At 67.4% G+C, this 23,338-nt stretch carries 19 protein-coding genes; 13 read left to right on the top strand and 6 right to left on the bottom strand.

The features are described from left to right. Nucleotides 1-35 precede the first annotated feature (35 nt). Nucleotides 36-1,838: a monovalent cation:proton antiporter-2 (CPA2) family protein gene (locus tag ACVWZN_RS11525; RefSeq protein WP_456953931.1), complete on the bottom strand. Its 1,803-nt coding sequence runs from the start codon at nt 1,836-1,838 to the stop codon at nt 36-38. Between the two features lie 141 nt (nt 1,839-1,979). On the opposite strand from ACVWZN_RS11525, the gene ACVWZN_RS11520 reads away from it, so the two are divergent. The 3 genes from ACVWZN_RS11520 to ACVWZN_RS11510 all read left to right on the top strand — a co-directional run bounded on the left by ACVWZN_RS11520 (nt 1,980) and on the right by ACVWZN_RS11510 (nt 5,063). Beyond that, nucleotides 1,980-3,008 (top strand): diguanylate cyclase, encoded by a 1,029-nt coding sequence (locus ACVWZN_RS11520; RefSeq protein WP_456953930.1) that lies wholly within the window; start codon nt 1,980-1,982, stop codon nt 3,006-3,008. Further along, nucleotides 3,005-3,886: a hypothetical protein gene (locus ACVWZN_RS11515; protein WP_456953929.1), complete on the top strand. Its 882-nt coding sequence runs from the start codon at nt 3,005-3,007 to the stop codon at nt 3,884-3,886. Before ACVWZN_RS11520 ends, ACVWZN_RS11515 begins: the two co-directional genes overlap by 4 nt. A gap of 304 nt (nt 3,887-4,190) precedes the next feature. Then, on the top strand, nt 4,191-5,063 hold the full coding sequence (locus ACVWZN_RS11510; RefSeq protein ID WP_456953928.1) for a hypothetical protein: 873 nt from the start codon (nt 4,191-4,193) through the stop codon (nt 5,061-5,063). Nucleotides 5,064-5,128: 65 nt separating this feature from the next. Here the strand turns inward: ACVWZN_RS11510 and rho are convergent, their stop codons facing one another. Together rho and trxA are read right to left on the bottom strand one after the other, a co-directional pair. Then, the gene (rho, locus tag ACVWZN_RS11505) at nt 5,129-6,853 is read right to left on the bottom strand and encodes a transcription termination factor Rho (RefSeq protein WP_456953927.1); all 1,725 of its coding nucleotides are present in this window, start codon (nt 6,851-6,853) and stop codon (nt 5,129-5,131) included. A 304-nt stretch (nt 6,854-7,157) separates the two neighbouring features. After that, complete coding sequence (gene trxA / locus ACVWZN_RS11500) at nt 7,158-7,484, bottom strand: thioredoxin (RefSeq protein WP_027081651.1); 327 nt, start codon at nt 7,482-7,484, stop codon at nt 7,158-7,160. Between the two features lie 238 nt (nt 7,485-7,722). Between trxA and rhlB the strand changes: the two genes are divergently transcribed. From rhlB to eda, 10 genes are all read left to right on the top strand, one after another. Continuing rightward, a complete protein-coding gene (gene rhlB, locus ACVWZN_RS11495) occupies nt 7,723-9,474 on the top strand; it encodes an ATP-dependent RNA helicase RhlB (protein ID WP_456953926.1) in 1,752 nt (583 codons plus the stop codon). Nucleotides 9,475-9,588: 114 nt separating this feature from the next. Further along, on the top strand, nt 9,589-10,275 hold the full coding sequence (gene ftsE / locus ACVWZN_RS11490) for a cell division ATP-binding protein FtsE (protein WP_456953925.1): 687 nt from the start codon (nt 9,589-9,591) through the stop codon (nt 10,273-10,275). Further along, entirely contained in the window at nt 10,272-11,231 is a 960-nt protein-coding gene (ftsX, locus tag ACVWZN_RS11485; RefSeq protein ID WP_456953924.1) for a permease-like cell division protein FtsX, read from the top strand. Before ftsE ends, ftsX begins: the two co-directional genes overlap by 4 nt. Nucleotides 11,232-11,289: 58 nt before the next feature. Then, on the top strand, nt 11,290-12,078 hold the full coding sequence (locus ACVWZN_RS11480) for a response regulator (protein ID WP_456954761.1): 789 nt from the start codon (nt 11,290-11,292) through the stop codon (nt 12,076-12,078). A gap of 46 nt (nt 12,079-12,124) precedes the next feature. Further along, entirely contained in the window at nt 12,125-12,853 is a 729-nt protein-coding gene (gene ung, locus ACVWZN_RS11475) for a uracil-DNA glycosylase (protein ID WP_456953923.1), read from the top strand. Nucleotides 12,854-12,976: 123 nt separating this feature from the next. Beyond that, the gene (gene zwf, locus ACVWZN_RS11470) at nt 12,977-14,434 is read left to right on the top strand and encodes a glucose-6-phosphate dehydrogenase (RefSeq protein ID WP_456953922.1); all 1,458 of its coding nucleotides are present in this window, start codon (nt 12,977-12,979) and stop codon (nt 14,432-14,434) included. Continuing rightward, nucleotides 14,434-15,144, top strand: coding sequence for a 6-phosphogluconolactonase (gene pgl / locus ACVWZN_RS11465; RefSeq protein WP_456953921.1), 711 nt, complete (start codon nt 14,434-14,436; stop codon nt 15,142-15,144). Before zwf ends, pgl begins: the two co-directional genes overlap by 1 nt. Next, nucleotides 15,144-16,982, top strand: a complete 1,839-nt coding sequence (edd, locus tag ACVWZN_RS11460; protein ID WP_456953920.1) for a phosphogluconate dehydratase — start codon at nt 15,144-15,146, stop codon at nt 16,980-16,982. Before pgl ends, edd begins: the two co-directional genes overlap by 1 nt. Beyond that, on the top strand, nt 16,979-17,962 hold the full coding sequence (gene glk, locus ACVWZN_RS11455) for a glucokinase (RefSeq protein WP_456953919.1): 984 nt from the start codon (nt 16,979-16,981) through the stop codon (nt 17,960-17,962). Before edd ends, glk begins: the two co-directional genes overlap by 4 nt. After that, nucleotides 17,959-18,612: a bifunctional 4-hydroxy-2-oxoglutarate aldolase/2-dehydro-3-deoxy-phosphogluconate aldolase gene (gene eda / locus ACVWZN_RS11450; protein WP_456953918.1), complete on the top strand. Its 654-nt coding sequence runs from the start codon at nt 17,959-17,961 to the stop codon at nt 18,610-18,612. The genes glk and eda overlap by 4 nt, the downstream gene beginning before the upstream one ends. Before the next feature lie 3 nt (nt 18,613-18,615). On the opposite strand, the gene ACVWZN_RS11445 is transcribed toward eda, so the two are convergent. The 3 genes from ACVWZN_RS11445 to ACVWZN_RS11435 all read right to left on the bottom strand — a co-directional run bounded on the left by ACVWZN_RS11445 (nt 18,616) and on the right by ACVWZN_RS11435 (nt 23,168). After that, nucleotides 18,616-18,741 (bottom strand): hypothetical protein, encoded by a 126-nt coding sequence (locus ACVWZN_RS11445; protein ID WP_456953917.1) that lies wholly within the window; start codon nt 18,739-18,741, stop codon nt 18,616-18,618. A 98-nt stretch (nt 18,742-18,839) separates the two neighbouring features. Then, nucleotides 18,840-20,291, bottom strand: coding sequence for a solute:sodium symporter family transporter (locus tag ACVWZN_RS11440; protein WP_027081661.1), 1,452 nt, complete (start codon nt 20,289-20,291; stop codon nt 18,840-18,842). A 93-nt stretch (nt 20,292-20,384) separates the two neighbouring features. Continuing rightward, nucleotides 20,385-23,168, bottom strand: a complete 2,784-nt coding sequence (locus ACVWZN_RS11435; RefSeq protein ID WP_456953916.1) for a TonB-dependent receptor — start codon at nt 23,166-23,168, stop codon at nt 20,385-20,387. Nucleotides 23,169-23,338 lie beyond the last annotated feature (170 nt).

The raw sequence follows: 23,338 nt of genomic DNA, 5'->3' as shown, positions 1-23,338 counted from the left end.
TCGAGCGGACAGTTCGACGTCCGCTCAGTCGAACATCAAGGCGTCTCGGGTTCGCGCACCATTCCACCGAGCACGCCTTCGCCGACGTCCGCGTTGAACAGGTCCTCGAGTTCACGTCGCGCATCGCGCGCGCTCTGCAGCAGGGCTTCCTCGTCATCGCGCACTTCGTACTGTGCGCGCAGCAGGCGCTCGTCGTGTTCGCGGAAGCGCTTGACCTGCGCGTGCACCGTCGCGGCGTCGAAACCGAGTTCGACCAGTACGCGTTCGCCGGTGTGCAGGCTGGAATGGAAAGCCTCACGGATCGCGTGCGCGCCGAGGTCCATCAGTTCCCACGCATGGCGACGATCGCGCGCACTCGCATACACCGTGGCGTCCGGATACATCTGCCGCACCGTGCGCGTGGTGCGCACCGAGGCCTCCGGATCTTCCAGCGCGATCACGAACACTTTCGCCGAATCCGCGCCGGCCGATCGCAGAAGATCCGAGCGGCTCGGGTCGCCGTAATACACGGGATTGCCGAAGCGACGCACGAAGTCGACCTGGTCGGCACTGGGTTCGATCGCGATGAAGGGCAGCTTCTGCGCGGTCAGTAGTCGCGCGACCACTTGCCCGAAGCGCCCGAAGCCCGCGATCAGCACCTTCGGTTGATTGTCGGGAATCGTGTCGAACGCACGCGCCGGTTTCGCCGGCGCATGCCGCAGCACACGCGACACGACCAGAAGCAACAACGGACCGAACGCCATCGACAGACCGACCGTCGCGACCAGCCGATCGCGCGTCAATGCATCGATGATGCCGACGCGGTTCGCTTCGGAGAACACCACGAACGCGAACTCGCCGCCTAGCGCGAGTACGCCCGCGAGTTGCAACGCATCGCGTGTAGACAATCGCCCGGGTCGCTTGCCGACCATCACCAGCAGCACGAACTTGATCGCGAGCACGCCGCCGACCATCGCGGCCATGCGCAGCGGCTCGGCGGCCACGCGCGCGACGTCGATGCTCATGCCGACCGCCATGAAGAACAGGCCGAGCAGCAGGCCCTTGAACGGATCGACCTGCGCTTCGAGTTCGTGGCGGAATTCGGAATCGGCGAGCAGCACGCCGGCGAGGAATGCCCCGAGGCCCGGCGACAGGCCGGCCTGCAACATGATCCAGGCCGCGCCGAGTACGGTCAGCAACGCGGCGCCGGTGAACACTTCCGGCATGCCGGTTCGCGCGATCAGTCGGAAGCCCTGTCGCAACAGCAAGCGCCCGCCGACGACGACGAGCAACACCGCACCGATCGCCTTGCCGACGGTGTAGCCGTCGAACGTGGTGCCACCGACGTGGCCGAGAACCGGCATCGCGGCGAGGAGCGGAATGGCGGCGAGGTCCTGGAACAGCAGGATCGCGAACGCGAGTCGACCGTGTTCGCTGTGCACCGCGCGCCGTTCGGACAACAACTGCAGTCCCACCGCAGTCGACGACAGCGCGAGCGCGACGCCGACCACGAACGCCGCGGTCCACGACAGTCCCGCGAGCTTCGCGGCGACGGCGAGTGCCGCGCTACAGGCGAGCATCTGCGCACCACCGGCCCCGAACACCGGCCGGCGCATCACCATCAAGCGTGATGGCGACAGTTCGAGCCCGAGCACGAACAGCAGCATGACGACGCCGACTTCCGACGCCGCGAGCACCGGATCCGCGTCGGCGACTACACGGAAACCCTGCGGCCCGAGCAGCACGCCCGCGGCGAGATAGCCGAGCACCGCGCCGAGGCCGAGCCGACGGAACAACGGCGCCGCGACGACGGCGGCGAGCAGGAAGACGAGTGCGAGGTCGAGACCGCTGCCGTGCATGGAAAGCTCCGGGGCCGGACGCGCCATCGTAGCGGGCGTTGGATCATGAACGGCAGTGGCCGTCGCGACGCAGTGTCCGTCGGGTTACGCTCGGCGGCCAGCCGCGCGAGGCCGGTGCCCTTCAGCGCGGACGAGGCCGTGATGTCGCTCCACCGGTTGCGCACCGATTTCCAGTTCACCGTCCTCGTCCTGTTCTGCCTCGTCGGCCTGATCGGCATCGCGCCGTTCGTGGCGTACCGCTTCCTGCGCGGCGAGACGCAGGTGGCCATCGTCGACAGCGCGATCGTCGCCGCACTGTTCGGCACGCTGGTCTATGCATGGCGCGGCGGCAACGTGGCACGCGCGAGCCTGTTCGTCGTCGGCATGACGTCGATCGCCTGCATCATCGTCGCGCGCATGGTCGGGCTGTCCGGCGCGTTCTGGTCGTGCCCCGTGCTGGTGTCGAACTTCCTGCTGGTGCGACGCGGCTATGGCCTGGCCGCATCGATCGTGCTGATCGCGGTGATCGTGATCGACGGCAGCGCGTTCGCGACGATGCTCGATCGCCTCATGTACCTGTCGAGCGCATCGGTCGCCTGCATGCTCGCGTATGTGTTCGCGCGTCGCACCGAATTGCAGCGCGCGCAGCTGGAGACGCTGGCATCGCGCGATCCATTGACAGGCGTCGCCAACCGTCGCGCGATGGATCGCGAACTGCACATCGCCGCCGAAGCCTTCCGTCGCCATCGCACCCCGGTCGGCCTGCTGGTGATGGACCTCGACCACTTCAAGCGCGTCAACGATGAGTTCGGCCACGATGCCGGCGACGACGTGCTCGTCTCCTTCGCACGCGTCGTGCAGTCGCGCGGCCGCGCCGGCGACCGCCTGTTCCGCTATGGCGGCGAAGAGTTCGTGCTGATGCTGCCCGGCACCGACATCGATACCTTGCAGCAGCTCGCCGACGCGCTGCGAGCCGACGTTTCGAGCCGAGTGCGCGCCGGCGACCGCCCGATCACGGTGTCGGTCGGTGGCGCCGTGCTGCATCCGGGCGAGGACAACGCGCATTGGCTGGCGCGCGCCGACGCCGCGATGTACGAGGCCAAGCACCAGGGGCGGGATCGGGTGGTGGTGGATGCCACGCCCCCGGTTCCGGCATCATCGATCGACCGGACCTCAAGGAAGACGACATGAAGCACCGCCTGACACTCCTGCTGTGCGCGGCGCTGGCAGCGTCGAGCGCCCATGCCGCAGTCACGCCGTTGCCCGCGATGGAAGAGCCGATTCTCGTCACCCGCGTCGACTGCCGCATCGTCATCGACAAGCAGGGGAATGTCGCCGAGTACGTTCCGAAGACCGAGCTGCCAGCGCCCGTCGCGGCGCGGGTGGCCGACCTGGTCAAGGCATTGCGCTTCGAACCGGTGGAAGTCGACGGTCGCGTCGTTAATGCCGAAACGACGATGCGCGTGGCGGTGTCGGCCAAGATGCTCGATGACGGCGGCATGCGTCTGGCGATCGATAACCTGACGTTTCCGCCGGAGAAGCCGACGAGCCCGGGCGCTCCGTCGACCGCGTACAGCAAGCGCATCTCGATCCACTTTCCCGAAGAGGCGCTACGCCTTGGGCTTGATGCCGATGTGCTCGTCGCGCTGCGACTGGGCGCAGACGGACACGTGCTCGACGCGGCGGCCCAGCAAAGTGCATTGGTGCACCAGCGTGGAAACCCGCGCGAAGTCGCCAAGGCGCTCGCGATCTTCGAACGTGCAGCACTCGCGAGCCTGCGGGGGTGGCAGGCGAATCCGGCGTCGCTGCAGGACAAAGACCGCGTGGGCGACGGCTATGTCACCTACATGCCCGTCCAGTTCCGCACGGCGTCCCAAGGCCAGAAGCCGTCGTTCGACGGCGTCGGCCAGTGGACGCTGGAGACGCGCACCGTGAAACGTGTCCCCGCGTGGGTGCCTGTCACCGCAACCGCCCCGCAGCCAGGTGCGTCCGATCTCGCCGACGGCGAACAGAGCGGTATCAATACGCGCTATCGCCTCGTGGCGCCTCTGGCGACGCTCGCGCCCTGAAGCTCCGACGTGTAAGCGCGCGGGTGCTGTCGTGCGCTGCAATCCCCTGAAGCGGTTGTCGCTTTCAGGACGCACGTTTCGACGCGGTGACACACGCCAATCTGGCGCGGCGATTCGTGCCGACAGCAAATGACTTGCATGGGCTCGTGGTGCGGCGCCGCCTGCGCCGCCCGTCAGGAACGGATGCCGTAGTACCGCACTCAGCTCCGGATTCACGTCTGGCACGAGGCTAGCCACGAGGCCGCCGCTAGGCCACGATTGGACACCTTTTTCGGCCGGAGCACTTATGCAGATGCGGTCAATCTTGTTCGGCCTGATCCTCGGCGCCGCTTCACTGCCCGCGTCGGCGGAACTTGCGCTCGAGGACATTCAGACGCCGCACCTCGTCACGCGTGTCGCGTGCACGATCGTCATCGACAAGGGCGGACGTGTCGTCGAATACCGGCCGCACACGGAGATGCCGGCACCAATCGGCGATCGGATCCGGGAGATGGTGCAAGCGATTCGCTTTGTGCCTGTCGAAGACAACGGCAAGGTTGTGAATGCCCAGGTCGACATGCGTGTCGTCGTGACCGCCGAGGAAATTGGCAATGGCGATATGCGCTTGGCACTCGACAATCTCGTTTTCCCGAACGACGAGGCAACGAATGGGCCGCATGCGCAGGGCCGGTCGCCAATCCTCAACAAGACCTCCCCGACTTACCCGGCCATCGCACTTCACGCAGGTGCTGAGGCTGACCAACTCGCCGTGCTGCGCTTCGACGCGACGGGCAAGGTGGTCGACGCGACCATCGAACAGAGCGCACTGGTCCATGGGCGCGCCACGCCGGCCGCGGCCGCACGTGTTCTCAACCTGCTGGAACGGTCGGCGCTGCGCGCGTTGACGCAGTGGACCGTCGATCCAGCGGCGATGCCCGAAAACACTCGCATCGATGGCGGATTCATCGCCTACGTGCCGGTGAAGTGGCGTCTCTCGATGCACCCAGGCGTCGCTCCGCCGGAAGACAAGCCGGGCGAATGGATGTTGGAGACACGCACGACGCGGCATCCGCCGTCATGGCTGCCGGTGATCGACCATGCGCCGCAGCCGGGTGTCGCCGACCTCGCGAGTGGCGAATTGGGTGGTGTAAACGAGCGATTCCGACTTGCGACGCCGCTGAACGACTCCGGCTCCTGACGTCTGTCGCGCGACAAAAAAAGCCCCGCCGAAGCGGGGCTTTTTCTTGCACCAATCAAACCGACTCAGCGCTTCATCGAGCTGAAGAACTCGTCGTTCGACTTGGTGTTCTTCATCTTGTCGAGCAGGAACTCCATCGCGGCGATTTCGTCCATGCCGTGCAGCAGCTTGCGCAGGATCCAGATCTTCTGCAGCAGCTCCGGCTCGATGAGGTAATCCTCGCGACGCGTGCCCGAGCGGTTGATGTCGATCGCGGGATAGACACGCTTCTCGGCAATGCGACGATTCAAATGGACTTCCGAGTTACCGGTGCCCTTGAACTCTTCGTAGATCACCTCGTCCATCTTCGAGCCGGTGTCGATCAGCGCGGTGGCGATGATCGTCAGCGAACCGCCTTCCTCGACGTTTCGCGCGGCGCCGAAGAAACGCTTCGGGCGATGCAGTGCATTCGCGTCGACGCCGCCGGACAGGATCTTGCCGGACGACGGCACCACGTTGTTGTACGCACGGGCGAGGCGGGTGATCGAGTCGAGCAGGATCACCACGTCCTTCTTGTGCTCGACCAGGCGCTTGGCGCGCTCGATCACCATCTCGGCGACCTGCACGTGGCGCGCGGCCGGCTCGTCGAACGTCGAGCTGATGACTTCGCCGCGCACGGTGCGCTGCATGTCCGTCACTTCCTCGGGGCGCTCGTCGATGAGCAGCACGATGAGGTGCACGTCCGGATGGTTGTAGGTGATGGCAGTGGCGACCTGCTGCATCAGCATGGTCTTGCCGGCCTTCGGCGGCGAGACGATCAGCGCGCGCTGGCCTTTGCCCTGCGGCGCCATCAGGTCGAGGATTCGACCGGTGACGTCTTCCGTCGAGCCGTCGCCGCGCTCGAGGCGGAACTTGCGGCGCGGGAACAGCGCGGTGAGGTTCTCGAACAGCGCCTTGTTCTTCGACGCCTCGATCGGCTCGCCGTTGATGGTGTCGACGATGTTGAGCGCGAAGTAGCGCTCGCCGTCCTTCGGCCAGCGGATGCGGCCGGAGATGTGGTCGCCGGTGCGCAGGTTGAAGCGGCGGATCTGGCTGGGCGAGATGTAGGTGTCGTCCGGGCCGGCGAGGTAGCTCGCCTCGGCCGCGCGCAGGAAGCCGAAGCCGTCCGGCAGGATTTCCAGCACGCCGTCGGCGGCGACGCCTTCGCCGTGGCGGGTCAGCACCTTCAGCAGCGCGAAGATGACGTCCTGCTTGCGGGCGCGGGCGACGCCTTCGTGGATGTTGAGCTGCTCGGCGATCTCGACCAGCTTCGGCGCGGGCATGCGCTTGAGGTCGGACAGCGAGTACTGCGGGAAGCCTTCAGGCACGGCCGGGTGCGGTCGCGCGACGAAGGTCTCGCCATTGTTGTTGGCAGCGTCGTCGCCGCCCGGCTGGTCGCGGCGTTCGCGCTGGCGGTCGCGGCGGTTCTTGAAGCGCTCGCGGCGCGTCATGCGCTGGCCGCCTTCGCCCTGCTCGCGCTGGGCGTTGTCGGCATTGGCGCCACCCTGCTGGGTGGATTCGCCGGAGGTGGACGGCTCGGGTGCGCCGGCAACGGGCGCGGCCTCGGCCGGTGCGTCGTTGCGCGGCGCGGATTCGGCGGGCGCCGCAGCTGCGGGCGCGGCCGGAGCAGGCGCTGCGGCGGGTGCCGGAGCCTCGCTGCGGGGCGGTTCGGCGACGGCGGTCGCGGTGTCGGGGGCGTCGGCCTTGGGCACGCGCGTCTTGCGCACGCGCTTTTCGGCGACTTCGCCGGCGTCGGGGGTCTGGTCGGACAAGCGGGAATCCTCGCTAATGCGGCGAGCGCCCGCGGTGCGCGGGCCAAGTCGGGATCGGTGTAGAAAAGAGGGGTGCGGCGAGCGCGAACGCGCCGGGCCAGCGGGAAACTAGCACCGCCGCGACGAGGCGTGCAAGCGCTCGAAGCGACGGTCATTCGACCGTGGACGGCTACGGTGCCGTGTGAAGGCCGGCGTCGGGGGACGCTGTGAGTCCACCTTACGCGAGAGCAGGGCGCGCGACGCGGCGCGCGGCCCTGCGATTCATCGGCGGGTCACGGCCGTGGCGCGCGACCCGAAAAGCGCGTTAGAGCGCCTTGTCGATCAACTGGGCGAGCTGGGCCTTGCCCACCGCGCCGATCTGCGTGCCCTGCACCTGGCCGTTCTTGAAGACCAGCAGCATCGGGATGGAACGCACGTGGTACTTCAGCGCGGTCTGGCGCTCGTTGTCGACGTTGACCTTCACGATCTTCGCGCGGCCTTCGTACGTGCCGGCGAGCTCATCCAGCGCGGGCGCGATCATCTTGCAGGGGCCGCACCACGGCGCCCAGAAGTCCACCAGCACCGGCTCGGCCGACTGCAGGACCTCGCGGTCGAAATCGGCATCGCCGACGTGCTTGATCTTCTCGCTCACTGAACAGGTCTCCTCGAAGTACGGGTGCGGGCGCCATGGTCGCACGGGGTGCGTGGAGCCATGCGCTACACTTGGGGACCTTACGCGGTGGTGCAAGCCCCGCGCGACCGTCCGGCCGCATCCGCAGTGTTCCGCGAATGCCACCGTCGCCGCCCCACGCGCGCCCGGACTTCTTTGCCGGCCGCCGTCTTCCGGTCGCCGCCCTCCCTGCAAGCGCCGCTCGGCGCGCCGGATCCTGATGAGCGACAAGCCCCTAACCGACGTTTCCTTTACCTCCTTCGACCTGCATCCCGCACTGCTGGCCGGCCTCGAAGCCGCCGGGTTCACGCGCTGCACGCCGATCCAGGCCATGACCCTTCCGCTGGCACTCGCCGGCCGCGACGTCGCCGGCCAGGCACAGACCGGCACCGGCAAGACGCTCGCCTTCCTGGTGGCGGTGGTGAACCGGCTGCTGACGCGCCCCGCGCTCGCCGACCGCAAGCCCGAGGACCCGCGCGCGCTGATCCTCGCGCCGACCCGCGAACTCGCCATCCAGATCCACAAGGACGCGGTGAAGTTCGGCTCCGAGCTGGGCATCAAGTTCGCGCTGATCTACGGCGGCGTCGACTACGACAAGCAGCGCCAGATCCTGCAGCAGGGCGCCGACGTCATCATCGCGACGCCCGGCCGCCTGATCGACTACGTCAAGCAGCACAAGGTCGTGTCGCTGCACGCCTGCGAAGTCTGCGTGCTCGACGAAGCCGACCGCATGTTCGACCTCGGCTTCATCAAGGACATCCGCTTCCTGCTGCGCCGCATGCCCGAGCGCACGACGCGGCAGACGCTGCTGTTCTCGGCGACGCTCAGCCACCGCGTGCTGGAGCTCGCCTACGAGCACATGAACGAGCCGGAAAAGCTCGTCGTCGAGAGCGAGTTCATCACCGCCGCGAAGGTGCGCCAGAAGGTGTACTACCCGTCGGACGAGGAAAAGATCCCCCTGCTGATCGCGCTTCTGTCGCGTTCGGAAGGCGCGCGCACCATGGTGTTCGTCAACACCAAGGCGTTCGTCGAGCGCGTCGCACGTGCGCTTGAACGCGCCGGCTACCGCGTCGGCGTTCTGTCGGGCGACGTGCCGCAGAAGAAGCGCGAGTCGCTGCTCAAGAAGTTCCAGGCCGGCCAGCTCGAGATCCTGGTGGCGACCGACGTCGCCGCGCGCGGCCTGCACATCGATGGCGTGTCGCACGTCTACAACTACGACCTGCCGTTCGATGCCGAGGACTACGTCCACCGCATCGGCCGTACCGCACGCCTCGGCGCAGAAGGCGATGCGATCAGCTTCGCCTGCGAGCGTTACGCGATGAGCCTGCCGGACATCGAGGCGTACATCGAGCAGAAGCTGCCGACCGAGCAGGTCACCGCCGACATGCTGGTCGCGCTGCCGCGCACGCCGCGCGCAAAGGTGGAAGGCGAAGAGGAAGAAAGCGTCAGCGCGATCTTCCGCGAAGCGCGCGAACAGAAGGCCGAGGATGACGCACGTCGCGGCGTGAAGCCGCGTTCGGGCAGCCGCACCGGCGGTTCGCGCGATGGCGAGCGTCGTCCGCCGCGTGGGCCGAAGCCCGAGCGTGCGGTGACTGAGCCGAAATCCGAGGCCGTCGTCGCCACTGCGACCGGTGATGCCGTCGCCGAGGTCGCCAAGGCGCCGCGCGCACCGCGCATCGATCCGGTTACCGGCGAAGAGCTGGCACCGCGCAAGCGTCGTCGCCGTCGTCGTGGCAAGCCGGTCGACGGTGCAGCTGCAGCAGAGTCGGGTTCGAGCAGCAACGGATCGGCGACGCCGCGTCCGGAGCGCACGCCGCGTCCGCCGCGTCACGAACCGCGCGGTGGCCGTGCGCAGGGCAGTGATGCGCCGGCGCCGGCCGCGGTCACGTCCGATGCGAAGCCGGGCCTGCTCGGCCGCGTCGCGCGCGGGCTGAAGTCGCTGATCACGCGGGCGCCGCGCAGCCAGCACTGAGTCCATCGCATCGACGACACGAACGGGCGATCGCATTGCGGTCGCCCGTTTTCGTTGGTGCGTTCGCATCGTGATGTCGACGGCCGTCGCGGGCCATCTGCGATACTCCGCCGCATGACTCTTCTGCGTTTCGACAACGTCGGCAAGCGCTATGCATCCGGGCGCGAGGCGCTCGCGGAGGTGAGCTTCGAGGTCGCGCCGGGCGAGATGCTGTTCGTCACCGGGCATTCCGGTGCGGGCAAGAGCACGCTGCTGCGCCTGATCCACCTCACCGAGCGCGCGAGCCGCGGCGCGGTGATCTTCGACGATCGCAACCTCGGCAAGATGCGCGGCCGCCGCATGGCGCTGCACCGTCGCGATGTCGGCGTGGTCTTTCAGGACCATCGCCTGCTGGCCGACCGCAGCATCGGCGACAACGTCGCGCTGCCGCTGCTGCTGCGCGGCACGCATCGCGCCGAGATCGCCAAGCGCGTGCGCTCCACGCTGGAAAAGGTCGGCCTCGGCGATCGCGAGAAGGCACTGCCGCGCCAGCTCAGTGCCGGCGAGCAGCAACGCGTCGGCATTGCGCGCGCGATCGTCGCCGAACCGAAACTTCTCCTCGCCGACGAACCGACCGGCAACCTCGATCCCGCGCTGTCGACGGAGATCATGGCGCTGCTGGAATCGCTGTCGATGCGCGGCACCTCGGTGATGGTGGCGAGCCACGACCTCGCGCTGGTGCGCCGCATGCGCAAACGCGTGATCGTGCTCGACCACGGCCGCCTCGTCGACGACATTCCGCCCGGGGAGCTCGCCGCATGAGCACGAAGGCGACGAAGGCCAAGCGCGTCGAAGGCGTGCGGACACGCTCGCGCATCGGCAGCTGGTTCGATCACCACGTCTACAGCCTGATCGCGAGCTTCGGCCGCATGCTGCGCAAGCCGTGGGCGACGGGGCTGACGGTCGGCGTCATGGCGATCGCGATCGCGTTGCCGCTGGGCCTGTGGGCGGTGCTGTCGAACCTCTCGCAGTTCACGGGCGACGTGCAGCAGTCGCGGCAGGTCAGCCTGTATCTCAAGCCCGGCACCACGCTCGAGCGCGCCAATGCGCTTGCGCAGCAGGTGCGCGCGCGGCCGGACGTGGTCAACGCGACGGTGCGCAGCGCGGACGAGGGGTTGAAGGAACTCCGCGAACAGGGCGGGCTAGCCGAAGCCGCCGACGCGCTCGGCGAAAATCCGTTGCCGCACCTTCTGCGCATCACACCGCGTGGCGACGATGCGGTGCTCGCGGCGTCGCTGCAGTCGCTCAACGATGTCGACGTCGTTCAGCAGGACGCCGCCTGGCGCACAAGGCTCGATCGCTGGCTCACGCTCGGCGAGCGCATCGCCTGGGTGCTGGCGACGCTGCTGGGCCTCGGCGCGCTGCTGGTGGTCGGCAACACCGTCCGGCTGGATATCCAGTCGCGACGCGACGAAATCGAGGTGCTGCAGCTGCTCGGCGCCACCGGCGGCTTCGTACGTCGTCCGTTCCTGTACCTGGGCGCCTGCTACGGCCTTCTCTCGGGCGCGATCGCGCTCGGCCTGCTCACCGGCGCGGAACTCGCGCTGCGCGAGCCGATCACCCGGCTGGCGCAAACGTACGGCAGCGCATTCCGTCTGCAGGGTTTCGACCCGATCCGGGCCGCCGTCGCAGTTCTGGGCGCCGGGCTGATCGGCTGGCTTGGCGCGGGGCTGGTGACGGGTCACTATCTCCGGCAGACCCGCTCGACCGGCGATTGATGTGAGCACGGAGCACCAGGATCTTCGCCATCTGCCGACGACCACGTCGGCGCGCGTGATGGTGGTCGATGGATCGAAGCTGGTGCGCAAGCTCATCGCCGACGTCCTGACGCGCGAAGTGCCGGGCATCGAGGTCGTCTGCTGCGACGGCGTCGCGCAGGCGGGCGAGGCCCTCGCCAATGGCCCGGTCGACCTCGTCACCACGGCACTCGCACTGCCCGACGGCGACGGCATCGCGCTCGCGCGCACCGTGCGCCAGGCGGCGGGGCAGAAGTACGTGCCGATCATCGTGGTCTCGGGCGATGCGCAGTCGCACCTGGAATCGCGCACCTTCACCGAAGACGTCACCGACTATTTCGACAAGGCGCTCGGCCACGCCGCGCTCGCCGCCTTCATCCGCGGCTATGTGCACCCCGAGCCGATCCCCGGCGCGCGCGTGCTCTACGTCGAGGACAGCAAGGTGGTGGCCGTCGCGACCAAGCGCATGCTCGAGCGCCACGGCCTGAAGGTGATGCACTTCATCGGGGTCGAGGAAGCGCTCGCGCATTTCGACGCGCACCGCGACCAGCCCGACATCGGCGCGGACCTCGTGCTGACCGACGTCTACCTCAAGGGCGAACTGAGCGGGCACGACCTGCTCGGCCGCCTGCGCGTGCAGTTCGGCTACGGCAAGCGCCGCCTGCCGATCCTGGTGATGACCGGCGACGCCAACCCGCAGAACCAGAGCGAGCTGCTGCGCGCCGGCGCGAACGATCTGGTGCTCAAGCCGATCGAAGAACGCCTGCTGATAACCAAGACGCTGTTCCAGCTACGCTTGTCGCGACTCGAGCACGCCGCGGCCGCCTGAGGTCGTTCGCATTGCGCCCGCCGCGTCGATTCCCGACGATACGGCGATGACTGCTGCCGAAAACATCCGTCTCGAGCCCGGCTGGAAAGCGCAGGTGGGCGATTACCTGCTGCGCGACGACATGCAGCAACTCGCCGCCTTCCTGCGCGACCGCAAACGCGCGGGCGCTCAGGTGTTTCCGCCGGGCCCGGAAATCTTCGCCGCGTTCGACGCGACACCTTTCGATCGCACGCGCGTGGTCGTGCTCGGGCAGGACCCGTATCACGGCCCGGGGCAGGCGCATGGCCTCGCGTTCTCGGTGCTGCCCGGCGTGCCGGTGCCGCCATCGCTGGCCAACATCTATGCCGAACTGCAACGCGACCTCGGTATCACGCGGCCGGATCACGGCTGCCTGCTGCCGTGGGCATGGCAGGGCGTGTTGCTGCTCAACGCGGTGCTGACCGTCGAGAACGGCCGCGCCGGCGCGCATCAGGGCAAGGGTTGGGAAGGCTTCACCGACCACGTCGTCGACGTGCTCAACGCCGAGCGCGAGGGCCTCGTGTTCCTGCTGTGGGGCAGCTATGCGCAGGCCAAGGGCAAGCGCATCGACACGTCCAAACATCGCGTGCTGAAAGCGCCGCATCCGTCGCCGCTGTCGGCCCATCGCGGCTTCATCGGCTGCGGGCATTTCTCGTCGACGAACGAGTACCTCGCGCGTCGGGGCAGCCCCGTCATCGACTGGTCGCTGCCATCCGCGTCCGTGCTGAAGGCGACCCTGGACCGCACGCCGGCGTAGGGCCCGGCGGCGCATGACAGCGCTGCCATTCGGGGTATTCTCGGGCCAGCGGCTGTAATCGTTTGCACCGCACCCTTCATTGCGCGCGCCGTACGCTTGCGAGTCCTGTCGATGCCCGTGCCCATGAGTCCAACGCCCGCTTCGCTGCTCACGATCTTCGGCGCCTCCGGCGACCTCGCGCAGCGCATGCTGCTGCCGTCGCTCTACGGCCTGCATCGCGACCGCCTGCTTCCGCCGTCCCTGCGCATCCTGGGCACCGCTCGTAGTGACTTCGACGACGCCGCGTTCCGCGACAGCGTCGCGCAGGCCATCGAACGTTTCGTGCCCGCCGCCGATCGCGATGACAGCGTCGTCCGCGAACTGCTCGAACGCGTCCACTACGTACCGGCCACGCTGGGCGATGAAGCCTCCTTCGCCACGCTCGGCGAGCGCATCCGCGAATTGCGCGCCGGTGGCGATGTCGTCTATCACCTGAGCACCGCGCCGCGTTTCTACGGCGATATCTGCCGCGCGCTGGGCGCGATGGATCTCGCCGATGCTGGCACGCGCGTGATGCTGGAAAAGCCGATCGGCCACGACCTGGCCAGTGCGAACGCGATCAACGATAGCGTCGCCGCGGTGTTCAACGAGTCGCGCATCTTCCGTGTCGACCATTACCTCGGCAAGGAAGGCGTGCAGAACCTGCTCGCGCTGCGCTTCGGCAATGCGATGTTCGAACCGCTGTGGAATGCGCGACACATCCAGCAGGTGCAGATCACCGTCGCCGAAACGGTCGGTGTCGAAGGTCGCGGCGATTACTACGACGACTACGGCGCGATGCGCGACATGCTGCAGAACCATCTGCTGCAGCTGCTGTGCCTGACCGCGATGGAGCCGCCGTCGCATTTCGACCCGAGCGCTGTGCGCAACGAGAAGATCAAGGTGCTGCGTTCGCTGCGGCCGATCGGTCGCAGCGATGTCGCGACCGAAACCGTGTCGGGTCAGTACACCGCTGGTGCCATCGACGCGCAGGCGGTGCGTGGCTATCTCGACGAGCTCGGCCGATCGAGCCGCACCGAAACCTTCGTCGCCATCCGTGCGCAGGTCGACAACTGGCGCTGGGCCGGCGTGCCGTTCTACCTGCGCACCGGCAAGCGCATGCCGCGGCGTTCGACGGAGATCTACCTGCAGCTGCGACAGGTGCCGCATTCGATCTTCGGCGCCGCGCCGCAGGCGAACGCGCTGGTGATCCGCTTGCAGCCCGATGAGCGCATCGAGCTGCAGGTGATGAGCAAGACACCGGGCCTCGATCGCGGCGGCGTGCAGCTGTCGCCGGTGGAACTCGATCTCGACATGCACGAGGAATTCGCCAGCGTGCGTCGTCGTCTCGCGTACGAGCGTCTGTATCTCGACGCGATCGAAGGCAACGGCACGTTGTTCGTGCGTCGCGACGAAACCGAAGCAGCGTGGCAGTGGGTGGACGCGATCTACGACGGCTGGCGTGCTGCCGGCGTCGCGCCGAAACCGTATCCGGCCGGCACGTGGGGCCCGAGCGCCGCGGTATCGCTCATCGACCGCAACGGCCACAGCTGGCGCGAGTAATGGCCTGGATCGAGCACACCTACGACGACGGCGAAGCCCTGGCGATCGCGCTCGCGCGAACGCTGGGCGACACGGTGGAGAGTGCGCTCGACGCGCGCGGTGACGCGCTGCTCGCACTTGCCGGCGGCCGCACGCCATTGCCGGCCTATCGCGCGCTGGCATCGCGTTGGCGCGACAGCGACCGTGCATCGCACATCACGCTGATGCCGACCGACGACCGCTGCGTGCCGCACGATCACCCGAATTCAAACGTCAGCGAACTGCGCTCGATTTTCGATGCGACGCCCGTGCATGTGGAATCGCTGACCACCGCGAACGGCGACCCGGAACGTTCCGAGCGCTATGCACGCGCGATGCTCGCCGATCATCCGGGTGAGTTCGATGCCGTGGTGCTCGGCATGGGCGCCGATGCGCACACCGCGTCGCTGTTCCCGAACGCGCGCCAACTGGCGGCCGGGCTCGACCACGCATGCACGCTTGAAGCGCTGCGCGTCGATCCCGATCCTTTGCCTGTCGAAGCCCCGTTCCCGCGCATTTCGCTCACCGCGGCGCGCCTGCTGCGTGCGCACACCCTGCACCTCGTCGTGACCGGCGCCGCCAAGCGCGCGGTGCTGGAGGCCGTGTATGCCGATGCGGACGCATCGAAGCGACCGGTCGCCGCGCTGCTGCATGCGCCGGCCCGCACGGTGCACGTCCACTGGAGTCCCTGATGTCCCTGCATCCCACCGTCGAGCGCGTGACCGCGCGCATCCGCGAGCGCAGCGCGCCATCGCGTGCGATCTACCTGGCGCGCATGGCGTCGATGCGCCAGGACGGCCCCGCGCGCGGTGGCCTTGGCTGCGGCAACCTCGCCCACGGTTTCGCCGCCGCCGGTGCCGACAAGCCGCTGCTGCGCGGGAAGGTCGGCGCCAACATCGGCATCGTCACCAGTTACAACGACATGCTGTCCGCGCACCAGCCGTTCGAAACGTATCCGACGCTCATCCGCGCCATCGCACGTGCCAACGGCGGCAGCGCGCAGGTCGCCGGCGGCGTTCCCGCGATGTGCGACGGCATCACGCAGGGCCGCTACGGCATGGAGCTGTCGCTGTTCTCGCGCGACACCATCGCGCTCGGCACCGCGATCGCGCTGAGCCATGACATGTTCGACGGCATGCTGCTGCTCGGCATCTGCGACAAGATCGTGCCGGGCCTGTTGATCGGCGCGCTGAGCTGGGGCCATCTGCCGTGCATCCTGGTGCCGGCGGGGCCGATGCCGTCCGGCATTCCGAATAAGGAAAAGGCGCGCATTCGCCAGCTGCATGCCGAAGGCAAGGTCGGCTACGACGAGCTGCTCGAAGCCGAAGCCGCGTCGTACCACTCGCCGGGCACCTGCACCTTCTACGGCACCGCGAACTCCAACCAGATGCTGATGGAAGTGATGGGCCTGCACATGCCGGGCACCGCGTTCGTCAATCCCGGTACGTCGCTGCGCGATGCGCTCACGGTCGCCGCCACCGAACGCGTGCTGCAGATCACCGCACTGGGCGACGAGTACACGCCGCTGTGCGACGTCGTCGACGAGCGCTCGATCGTCAACGCGATGGTCGGCCTCGCTGCGACCGGTGGCTCCACCAACCATGCGATCCATCTTGTCGCGATCGCACGCGCCGCCGGCCTGCGCATCGACTGGGACGATCTCGACGAACTCTCGCGCGTCACGCCGCTGCTCGCACGCGTGTATCCGAACGGCAGCGCCGACGTGAACCACTTCGAGGCCGCCGGCGGCGTCGCCTTCGTGATCCGCGAACTCATTGACGGCGGCCTGCTGCACGAGGACGTGCGCTGCGTGCACGGCGGCACGCTGCGCGACCAGGCGAAACAGCCGTATCTCGACGGCACGACATTGCGCTGGGCCGATGCGCCTGTGCAGTCGCGCGATTCGTCCGTGGTGCGTCCCGTCAGCGATGCGTTCGACAGCGAAGGCGGTCTGCGTCGTCTGCAGGGCAATCTCGGCCGCGCGGTGGTCAAGGTATCGGCGGTCGCGCCGGAGCACCGCATCATCGAAGCGCCGGTGCGCATCTTCGAAGCGCAGGACACGTTGCTCGATGCATTCCGCGCCGGCCTGCTGGAAGGCGACTTCATCGCGGTCGTACGCGGGCAGGGCCCGAAGGCGAACGGCATGCCGGAGCTGCACAAGCTCACGCCGACGCTGTCGGTGCTGCAGGATCGCGGGCAGAAGGTGGCGCTGCTCACCGACGGGCGCATGTCCGGTGCGTCGGGCAAGGTGCTCGCCGCGATCCATCTCACGCCGGAAGCGGCCGATGGTGGCGCGATCGCGAAGTTGCAGGCCGGTGACGTCGTGCGCATCGATTCCGATGCCGGGACCATCGACGTACGCGTCGACGAAGCCGAATGGAATTCACGCACGCCGCAGCTGCCCGATCTGTCGAACAACCGCACCGGTATTGGCCGTGAACTGTTCGCGCTGATGCGCCGCGAAGTCGGAAGCGCCGAAGAAGGCGCATGCAGCCTGCTGGACGCCAGCGACCGGGAACTCTCCGCATGAGCAATCTCGGCCTGATCGCCGACATCGGTGGCACCAATGCGCGATTCGCGCTGACCGACCTTGATGCCGCGACGCCGTCGCTGCATGACATTCGACCTCTAGCCTGCGGCGACTTCGCATCGCTGCAGCACGCCTGCGAGCACTACCTGCAGGGCGTCGGTGCGCAGCCGACGCGGGCGGCGATCGCGGTTGCCTCGCCGGTCAATGCCGATGAGATCCGTCTGACGAATCGCGCGTGGTCGTTCAGTCGTCGCGAACTCGAACAGGCGTTGGGCCTCGAACGCTTGCTGCTGCTCAACGATTTCGGCGCCGTCGCATGGGCGGTGCCGGCGTTGTCCGACGACGATGCGTTGCATCTGTATGGGCCGTCGCAGCGCCCGCCGCGTTCGCCGGTGACGGTGATCGGGCCGGGCACGGGGCTCGGCGTCGCACTGCTCATTGGCGACGAAGCCACGGGCTGGCGCGTGATCGAAACGGAAGGCGGGCACGGCACGTTCGCGCCGGTTGGGGACGAGGAGCGCCTCATCGCGCGCTGGCTGGATTCGCTGCACGGGCGCACGTCCACCGAGCGCGTGCTGTGCGGTACCGGGTTGGCGCAGGTCGATGCGGTATTGCGTGATCCGGAACGTCCTGCGGGAACGCAGCCGACGCTGCGCGATCCTGCAGAAGTCGTGCGTCTCGCACTCGAAGGCCATGACCTCACCGCACGTCGTGCGCTTGCGCGTTTCTGCGCGATTCTCGGCAGCGTCTGCGGCGACGTCGCGCTGGTGCACGGCGCGCGCAGCGTGATGATCGCCGGCGGTATCGTGCCGCGCTTCGTACCGTTCCTGCGGTCGAGCGCGTTTCGCGAGCGCTTCCTCGCGAAGGGTCGCTTCGCCGCGTATCTCGAGAACGTCGCGATCGACGTGATCACCCATCCGCAACCCGGCCTGCTCGGCGCGGCCGTCGCGCTGCGGGCATCGACGGAGAACGACCGATGAACTGGACGCCCGAAACGCGCGCGGCGCGCATCGATTCCATCCTCGCGCAGGCGCCGGTGCTGCCGGTGCTCGCGATCGATCGTCTCGAAGACGCGGTGCCGCTGGCGCGTGCGTTGGTCGATGCGGGATTGCCGGTACTCGAAGTCACGTTGCGCACGCCATGCGCGCTGGATGCGATGCGCGCGATCGTCACCGAAGTGCCAGGTGCGGTGGTTGGTGCCGGCACAATGTTGCGTGCCGAGGACTTCCGCGCGGTGGAAGCCACCGGTGCGGTGTTCGGCATCGCGCCGGGCGCGACTGCCAAGCTCTATGACGCCGCCGAACTCAGCGCGCTCGCCTTCATCCCCGCCGTCGCGACCGCCAGCGAACTGATGCTCGGCATGGAGCGCGGCTATCGACGCTTCAAGTTCTTTCCGGCCGAAGGCGCAGGCGGCGTCACCGCGCTCAAAGCATTCAGTGGCCCGTTCGCCGACATCCGCTTCTGTCCCACCGGCGGCATCGACGCGGGCAAGGCGCCGAACTACTTCGCGCTGAAGAACGTGGCGACCGTCGGCGGTTCGTGGATGGTGCCGTCGGATGCATTGCTGGCCGGCGACTGGGAACGCGTCGGCCGGCTCGCGCGCGAAGCCGCGGCACTGCGCGCGACGTAAGCCTCAGCGGCGACGGTCGCGACGCCGGCCAAGACGCGTGAGCTGCGCGAGGGCGAACGCGACCACCGCCAATGCGGTGAGCGCGATGAGCACCAGCGGGCTATGCCCGAGCATGTAGTCCAGGATCATGCGGCGAGCTTACGCCCGCTCGCGTCGGCTGGCCGCTGAACGCCGGGCCGGAAACGCAACGGGCCGCCAAGCGGCGGCCCGTCTGCATCGGGGAGAACTCAGGCGGCGTCGGGGATCGCCTGACGCCGTGCCTCGCCCATCAGGCGGCTGCCGACCAGCGCGAACGCGATCGTCGCGAGCAGCGTCGCGAACATCAGGTGGATGTAGTGCGGCGGCGGCGACAGCAGGTGGCGCGCCGTCAGCGCTGGCCAGCCGAAGGTGAAGAAGGCATACAGCAGCGTGCCGAACACCAAGGACCAGCGCACCGCGCGTGCATTCACGCCGTTGAAGAAGATCGCGACGATGAACGCGGCGAGCACCGGCATCGAATACAGCCCGTTGAGCTGCTGCAGCGTGCCGATGATGCTCTTGGAATGCGTGTACAGCGGCACGATGGCCAGCGACACCACGGTGAACGCGATGGTGACGATGCGGCCTAGCCGCTTGGCGTCGGCATTCGGATTGATCTTCGCCAGGTGCACGTCGACCGTGTACAGCGCCGCCGCCGAATTGAGCGCCGCGCTGTAGCTCGACAGCACGGCGCCGGTGATCGCTGCGGCGAACGCGCCCGACAGCCACGACGGCAGCACCGCGCCAACCAGTCGCCCGTAGGCGTCGTCGTCGACATCACCGAACAGCTTGAACGCGATGATGCCGGGCAGCACCACGATCAGCGGCGTGAGCAGCTTGAAGAACGCGGCAGCGTAGATGCCCTTCTGTGCTTCGCGCACCGTCGGTGCGGCGAGTGCGCGCTGCGCGATCACCATGTTCGTGCCCCAGTAGAACAAGTGCGCGAACAGCATGCCGGTGAACAGTGTCTGCCACGGAATATCCGAATCCGCCGCGCCGATCAGCGTGAGCCGCTGCACGGGCACGTCGGACAGATCCCAGTGAATCGCGTTGAGCGCAAACACGGTGACGAGGATGCCCATCACCAGCAGCACCACGCCCATGTAGGTGTCGGAGATCGCGATCGCGCGTAGACCGCCAAGTGCCGCATATGCGAGGCCGCCGATCGCGAACAGAACCGCGATGGCGAGAATCGGCAGGTCCGGATGGAACATCGACGCCATGAACTTCGAGCCGGTGTACAGCACCATCGGCAGAAGGATGAAGAGATAGCCGAGCAGGAACATCACCGACACCGCGCGACGCAGGCCGGGGTCGCCGAGGCGACGCTCGAGCAACTCCGTCGTGGTCGTGCACTTGTAGCGGTAGTACATCGGCACCAGCACGTGCGCGAGCACCAGCAGGCCGGCCGCCGCGCCGAATTCCCACCACGCCATCAGCATGGTCTGCGCGCCATTCATGCCGACGATCTGTTCGGCCGACAGGTTGGTGAGCAGCAGCGAGCCGGCGATGAAGGGCCAGGTCAGCGAACCGCCGGCAAGGAAGTAGTCGCGACCGCGGTCGGCGGTATGACGCTCGCGGCGGCAGCGCCACCACGTGGCGAGCGCGACGAGCGCGGTCATCGCAAGGAATACGGCGACCTGCACGGCATTGGAGGACATCGGCGACTCCATCGGATAGCGAACGTGTACCAAAAAAAAGCCCCTGCCGTCGGAGAGAACCGGCAGGGGCTGGGGGTTACGCGATCAGCAGGATCAGAACTTGTAGCTCACGCCCACCAGGTAGGTGCGGCCCCATTCGATGTACTCGAGCGGGCGGTCCTTGGTGCCGGCATACGTGCGGTAGGCCTCGTTCGTGAGGTTGTTGGCCTGCAGCAGCAGGCTGAGACCCTTGAGCGAGCTCTCGTCGCCGAACGTGTAGCTGACCTGCGCGTCGGTGATGTTCTCGCCGACCACATAGCGCAGCGTGCGGTTGCCGTTGAAGTTGCCGATCTCGCCGATAAAGTCGGAACGACGACGGTTGTTGATGCGCGCCTCGAAGCCGCTCTTCTCGTAGTACGCGGTGAAGTTGTAGACGCGCTTGGACAGGCCCGGCAGGGCGATCGGCGCGCTGCCGACACTGCTGACGTTCGAGTCATCCGGCGGGATGGTGATGTTGCTGTCGTTGTACGTCGCGCTGGCGATGATGCCGAAGCCGTCGAGCACCGGAGTGAACAGGTTGAGCGGCAGCGACGCGGTGAGCTCCAGGCCCTGCATCTTGCCGCCCTTGCCATTGAACGGGGCGGTGAACGTGCCGGTCGACTTCGGCACGGTGCCGCCCGGCGGCACCACGTAGCCCTGCAGCAGGTCGGAGAAGTCGTAGTTGTCGACCTTCTGCGAGTAGATGTAGGTCGTCAGGTCCTTGTAGAAGTACGCCGCGGCCACGTAGGCCTTGGTGCCGAAGTACTTCTCGTACGAGATATCGAACGCGTTCGCCTTCCACGGATCGAGTTCCGGGTTGCCGCCGCTCGCCCCAGGCTCGGCCGGGTTCTTGTTCTGGTTGACGCCGAAGTCACGCGACGCGCGCAGCTCGTCGATACGCGGACGCGCAACCTGTTTGGCGAGCGCGACGCGCAGCGTCTGGTCGTCCGGCAGCGAGAACGCGAGGTTCAGGCTCGGCAGCACGTCGGTGTAGGTCTTGCCGCGCGTGTAGGCGACGATCTGCTGGCCCGCCGGGCGGCTATCGTCGAACACGTTGCCCGTCGACGACTGGTCGACATGCTGCACCTGCACGCCGATGTTGCCGCGCACCGGAACGCTGCCCCACTGCGTATCGAGGTTGGCCTTCGCGAACGTGGTGGTGATCTTCTCGTCCACCGTCCACGCCTTGGCGACCAGGTAGCCGGCGGCCGTTTCGCTCGGGTCGAAGGTCATGAAGCGGTCGACGACACCGGGAACGTTCCACGCCGGAATCAGGCCGATTGCAGCGAAGCCCAGGTTGACGAAACCGTACTGCAGGTCGCTCGGGATCGCGAAGGGAGCCTGCGTGGGGGGCAGGTTGATGTTCGCCTCGGGCTGGTGCTTTTCCTTCTCGCGGTCGGCGTAGTTGATGCCGACGTCGAAGTCCTTGATCCACTGCAGCGACTGCGGACCGGCGAAGTTCGCGGTCAGGCGATAGCTCTTCAGCTCGTCGACCACGCGCGGCACCTTGCCGTAACCCGAACCGTAGATCGTGTTACTGACGTACAGCTTCGAAGGGTCGCTGTAATCGCGTGCCGGGTCGAGCTGCGAGAAGCTGTCGGGGTTGATCTGCAGGCCGAGCGTGTCGAGCGCCGGGCTCTGAAGCTGCGTGTTGTTCTCGAGGCTCAGCTCGTTGCGCTTGGCGCGCGACCAGCTGACGTCCGCATCGAGCTTGACCGCGCCGATGTTGAAGCGGTTGTTCCAGCCGAACGCGTCGATCTTGTCCTTGCGGTCGTTGTACATGCCGCGGACCAGCGGATAGACGTTGGCGACCGTGCCACTGGTAAACGTGTGGTTGCTGTTGATCTGCGCGCCGGTGACATTGATCGGCACCGGGTAATTGCCGAGGTTGACCTCGAACTGGTTGGCCGTGTCTTCCTGATGCGCTTCGGTGTGGAAGACGTCGAGCGTGCTCGTCCAGTCCGCATTCGGGCGGAATTCGAGCGTACCCATCAGCGCGTCGCGCTTCTGGTAACCAGTGCGGCGCAGCGCCTTGATGCCTTCGGAGAAGTACGTGCAGTCGGTCGCGGTGGAGCTCGGGCACGTGGCGCCCGAAGGCACGCCCGGACGCCATGTCGGGCCGATCTGTTCCCAGGGCTCGTACAGGCCGACCTGGTTTTCCTGGATCGGCGTATCCGAATGCGAGTAGCCGAGGGCGATGCCCCAGGTGCGGTTCGCGAACTGGTCGATGTAGCTGGCGTTGAACCGGTTGCCGAAGGCGTCCTGGTTGCCAGCGGCGCCCAGCGAGTTGTGCTGGCCGCGCGCGCTGACCGCGATCACGCGCTCCTGGAAGTTGAGCGGGCGCACCGTCTGCATGTCGATCGTGCCCGACAGACCCTGGCCCACGAGACCGGCGTCCGGCGTCTTGTACACGGTCACGCCGCTGAGCAGCTCGGACGGGTACTGGTCGAACTCGACGCTGCGGTTGTCACCGGTGCTGACCATCTCGCGACCGTTGAGCAGCGAGGTGGAGAAGTCGGGCGACAGGCCGCGCACGCTGATGACCTGTGCACGACCGGCGACGCGCTGGGCGGCGAGACCGGGCAGGCGCGCGATCGACTCGGCGATGCTCACGTCCGGCAGCTTGCCGATGTCTTCGGCCGAAACGGCTTCGACGATCGACGTGGAATTCTTCTTGACGTCGATGGAGCGCTCGATGCCGCGACGAATGCCGCGCACCGTGACGGTGTCGAGCTGCTTGGCATCGGGCGCGTCCGACGGGCTCGCCGGCGTGGCGGTCTGCGCCTGCGCGGCCGACGCGAGCATCATTGCCGCGCTGGCGAGCGCGACGCTGAGCAGATTGCGTTTCAGATTCAACATCCCCAGGTACTCCCCGAACTTAGAGGTTCTTAATCGGACGGCTGCGATCGACGTCGCATGGCCGGGCTGCTGCGGCGACCGTCTACCGAGCTGCGGCGATGGTAGAGGCCGCCCTCCCTGCACAAATTGCCCTGCAAACGTATTCATGGCAGTGCCGTGACAGCCCAACG

The sequence above is a fragment of the Lysobacter sp. HA35 genome, from assembly GCF_054061195.1.
This window is presented reverse-complemented; position numbering and strand designations above follow the sequence as displayed.

Bases quoted from the DNA above. Each gene is read 5' to 3' on its own strand.
- zwf (WP_456953922.1), top strand. From the start codon at position 12,977: ATGAGTCCAACGCCCGCTTCGCTGCTCACGATCTTCGGCGCCTCCGGC.
- edd (WP_456953920.1), top strand. From the start codon at position 15,144: ATGTCCCTGCATCCCACCGTCGAGCGCGTGACCGCGCGCATCCGCGAG.
- ACVWZN_RS11440 (WP_027081661.1), bottom strand. From the start codon at position 20,291: ATGTCCTCCAATGCCGTGCAGGTCGCCGTATTCCTTGCGATGACCGCG.
- ftsE (WP_456953925.1), top strand. From the start codon at position 9,589: ATGACTCTTCTGCGTTTCGACAACGTCGGCAAGCGCTATGCATCCGGG.
- ACVWZN_RS11435 (WP_456953916.1), bottom strand. From the start codon at position 23,168: ATGTTGAATCTGAAACGCAATCTGCTCAGCGTCGCGCTCGCCAGCGCG.
- glk (WP_456953919.1), top strand. From the start codon at position 16,979: ATGAGCAATCTCGGCCTGATCGCCGACATCGGTGGCACCAATGCGCGA.
- ACVWZN_RS11445 (WP_456953917.1), bottom strand. From the start codon at position 18,741: ATGATCCTGGACTACATGCTCGGGCATAGCCCGCTGGTGCTCATCGCG.
- ACVWZN_RS11480 (WP_456954761.1), top strand. From the start codon at position 11,290: ATGGTGGTCGATGGATCGAAGCTGGTGCGCAAGCTCATCGCCGACGTC.
- ACVWZN_RS11520 (WP_456953930.1), top strand. From the start codon at position 1,980: ATGTCGCTCCACCGGTTGCGCACCGATTTCCAGTTCACCGTCCTCGTC.
- ftsX (WP_456953924.1), top strand. From the start codon at position 10,272: ATGAGCACGAAGGCGACGAAGGCCAAGCGCGTCGAAGGCGTGCGGACA.
- eda (WP_456953918.1), top strand. From the start codon at position 17,959: ATGAACTGGACGCCCGAAACGCGCGCGGCGCGCATCGATTCCATCCTC.
- pgl (WP_456953921.1), top strand. From the start codon at position 14,434: ATGGCCTGGATCGAGCACACCTACGACGACGGCGAAGCCCTGGCGATC.
- rhlB (WP_456953926.1), top strand. From the start codon at position 7,723: ATGAGCGACAAGCCCCTAACCGACGTTTCCTTTACCTCCTTCGACCTG.
- ung (WP_456953923.1), top strand. From the start codon at position 12,125: ATGACTGCTGCCGAAAACATCCGTCTCGAGCCCGGCTGGAAAGCGCAG.
- ACVWZN_RS11515 (WP_456953929.1), top strand. From the start codon at position 3,005: ATGAAGCACCGCCTGACACTCCTGCTGTGCGCGGCGCTGGCAGCGTCG.
- ACVWZN_RS11525 (WP_456953931.1), bottom strand. From the start codon at position 1,838: ATGCACGGCAGCGGTCTCGACCTCGCACTCGTCTTCCTGCTCGCCGCC.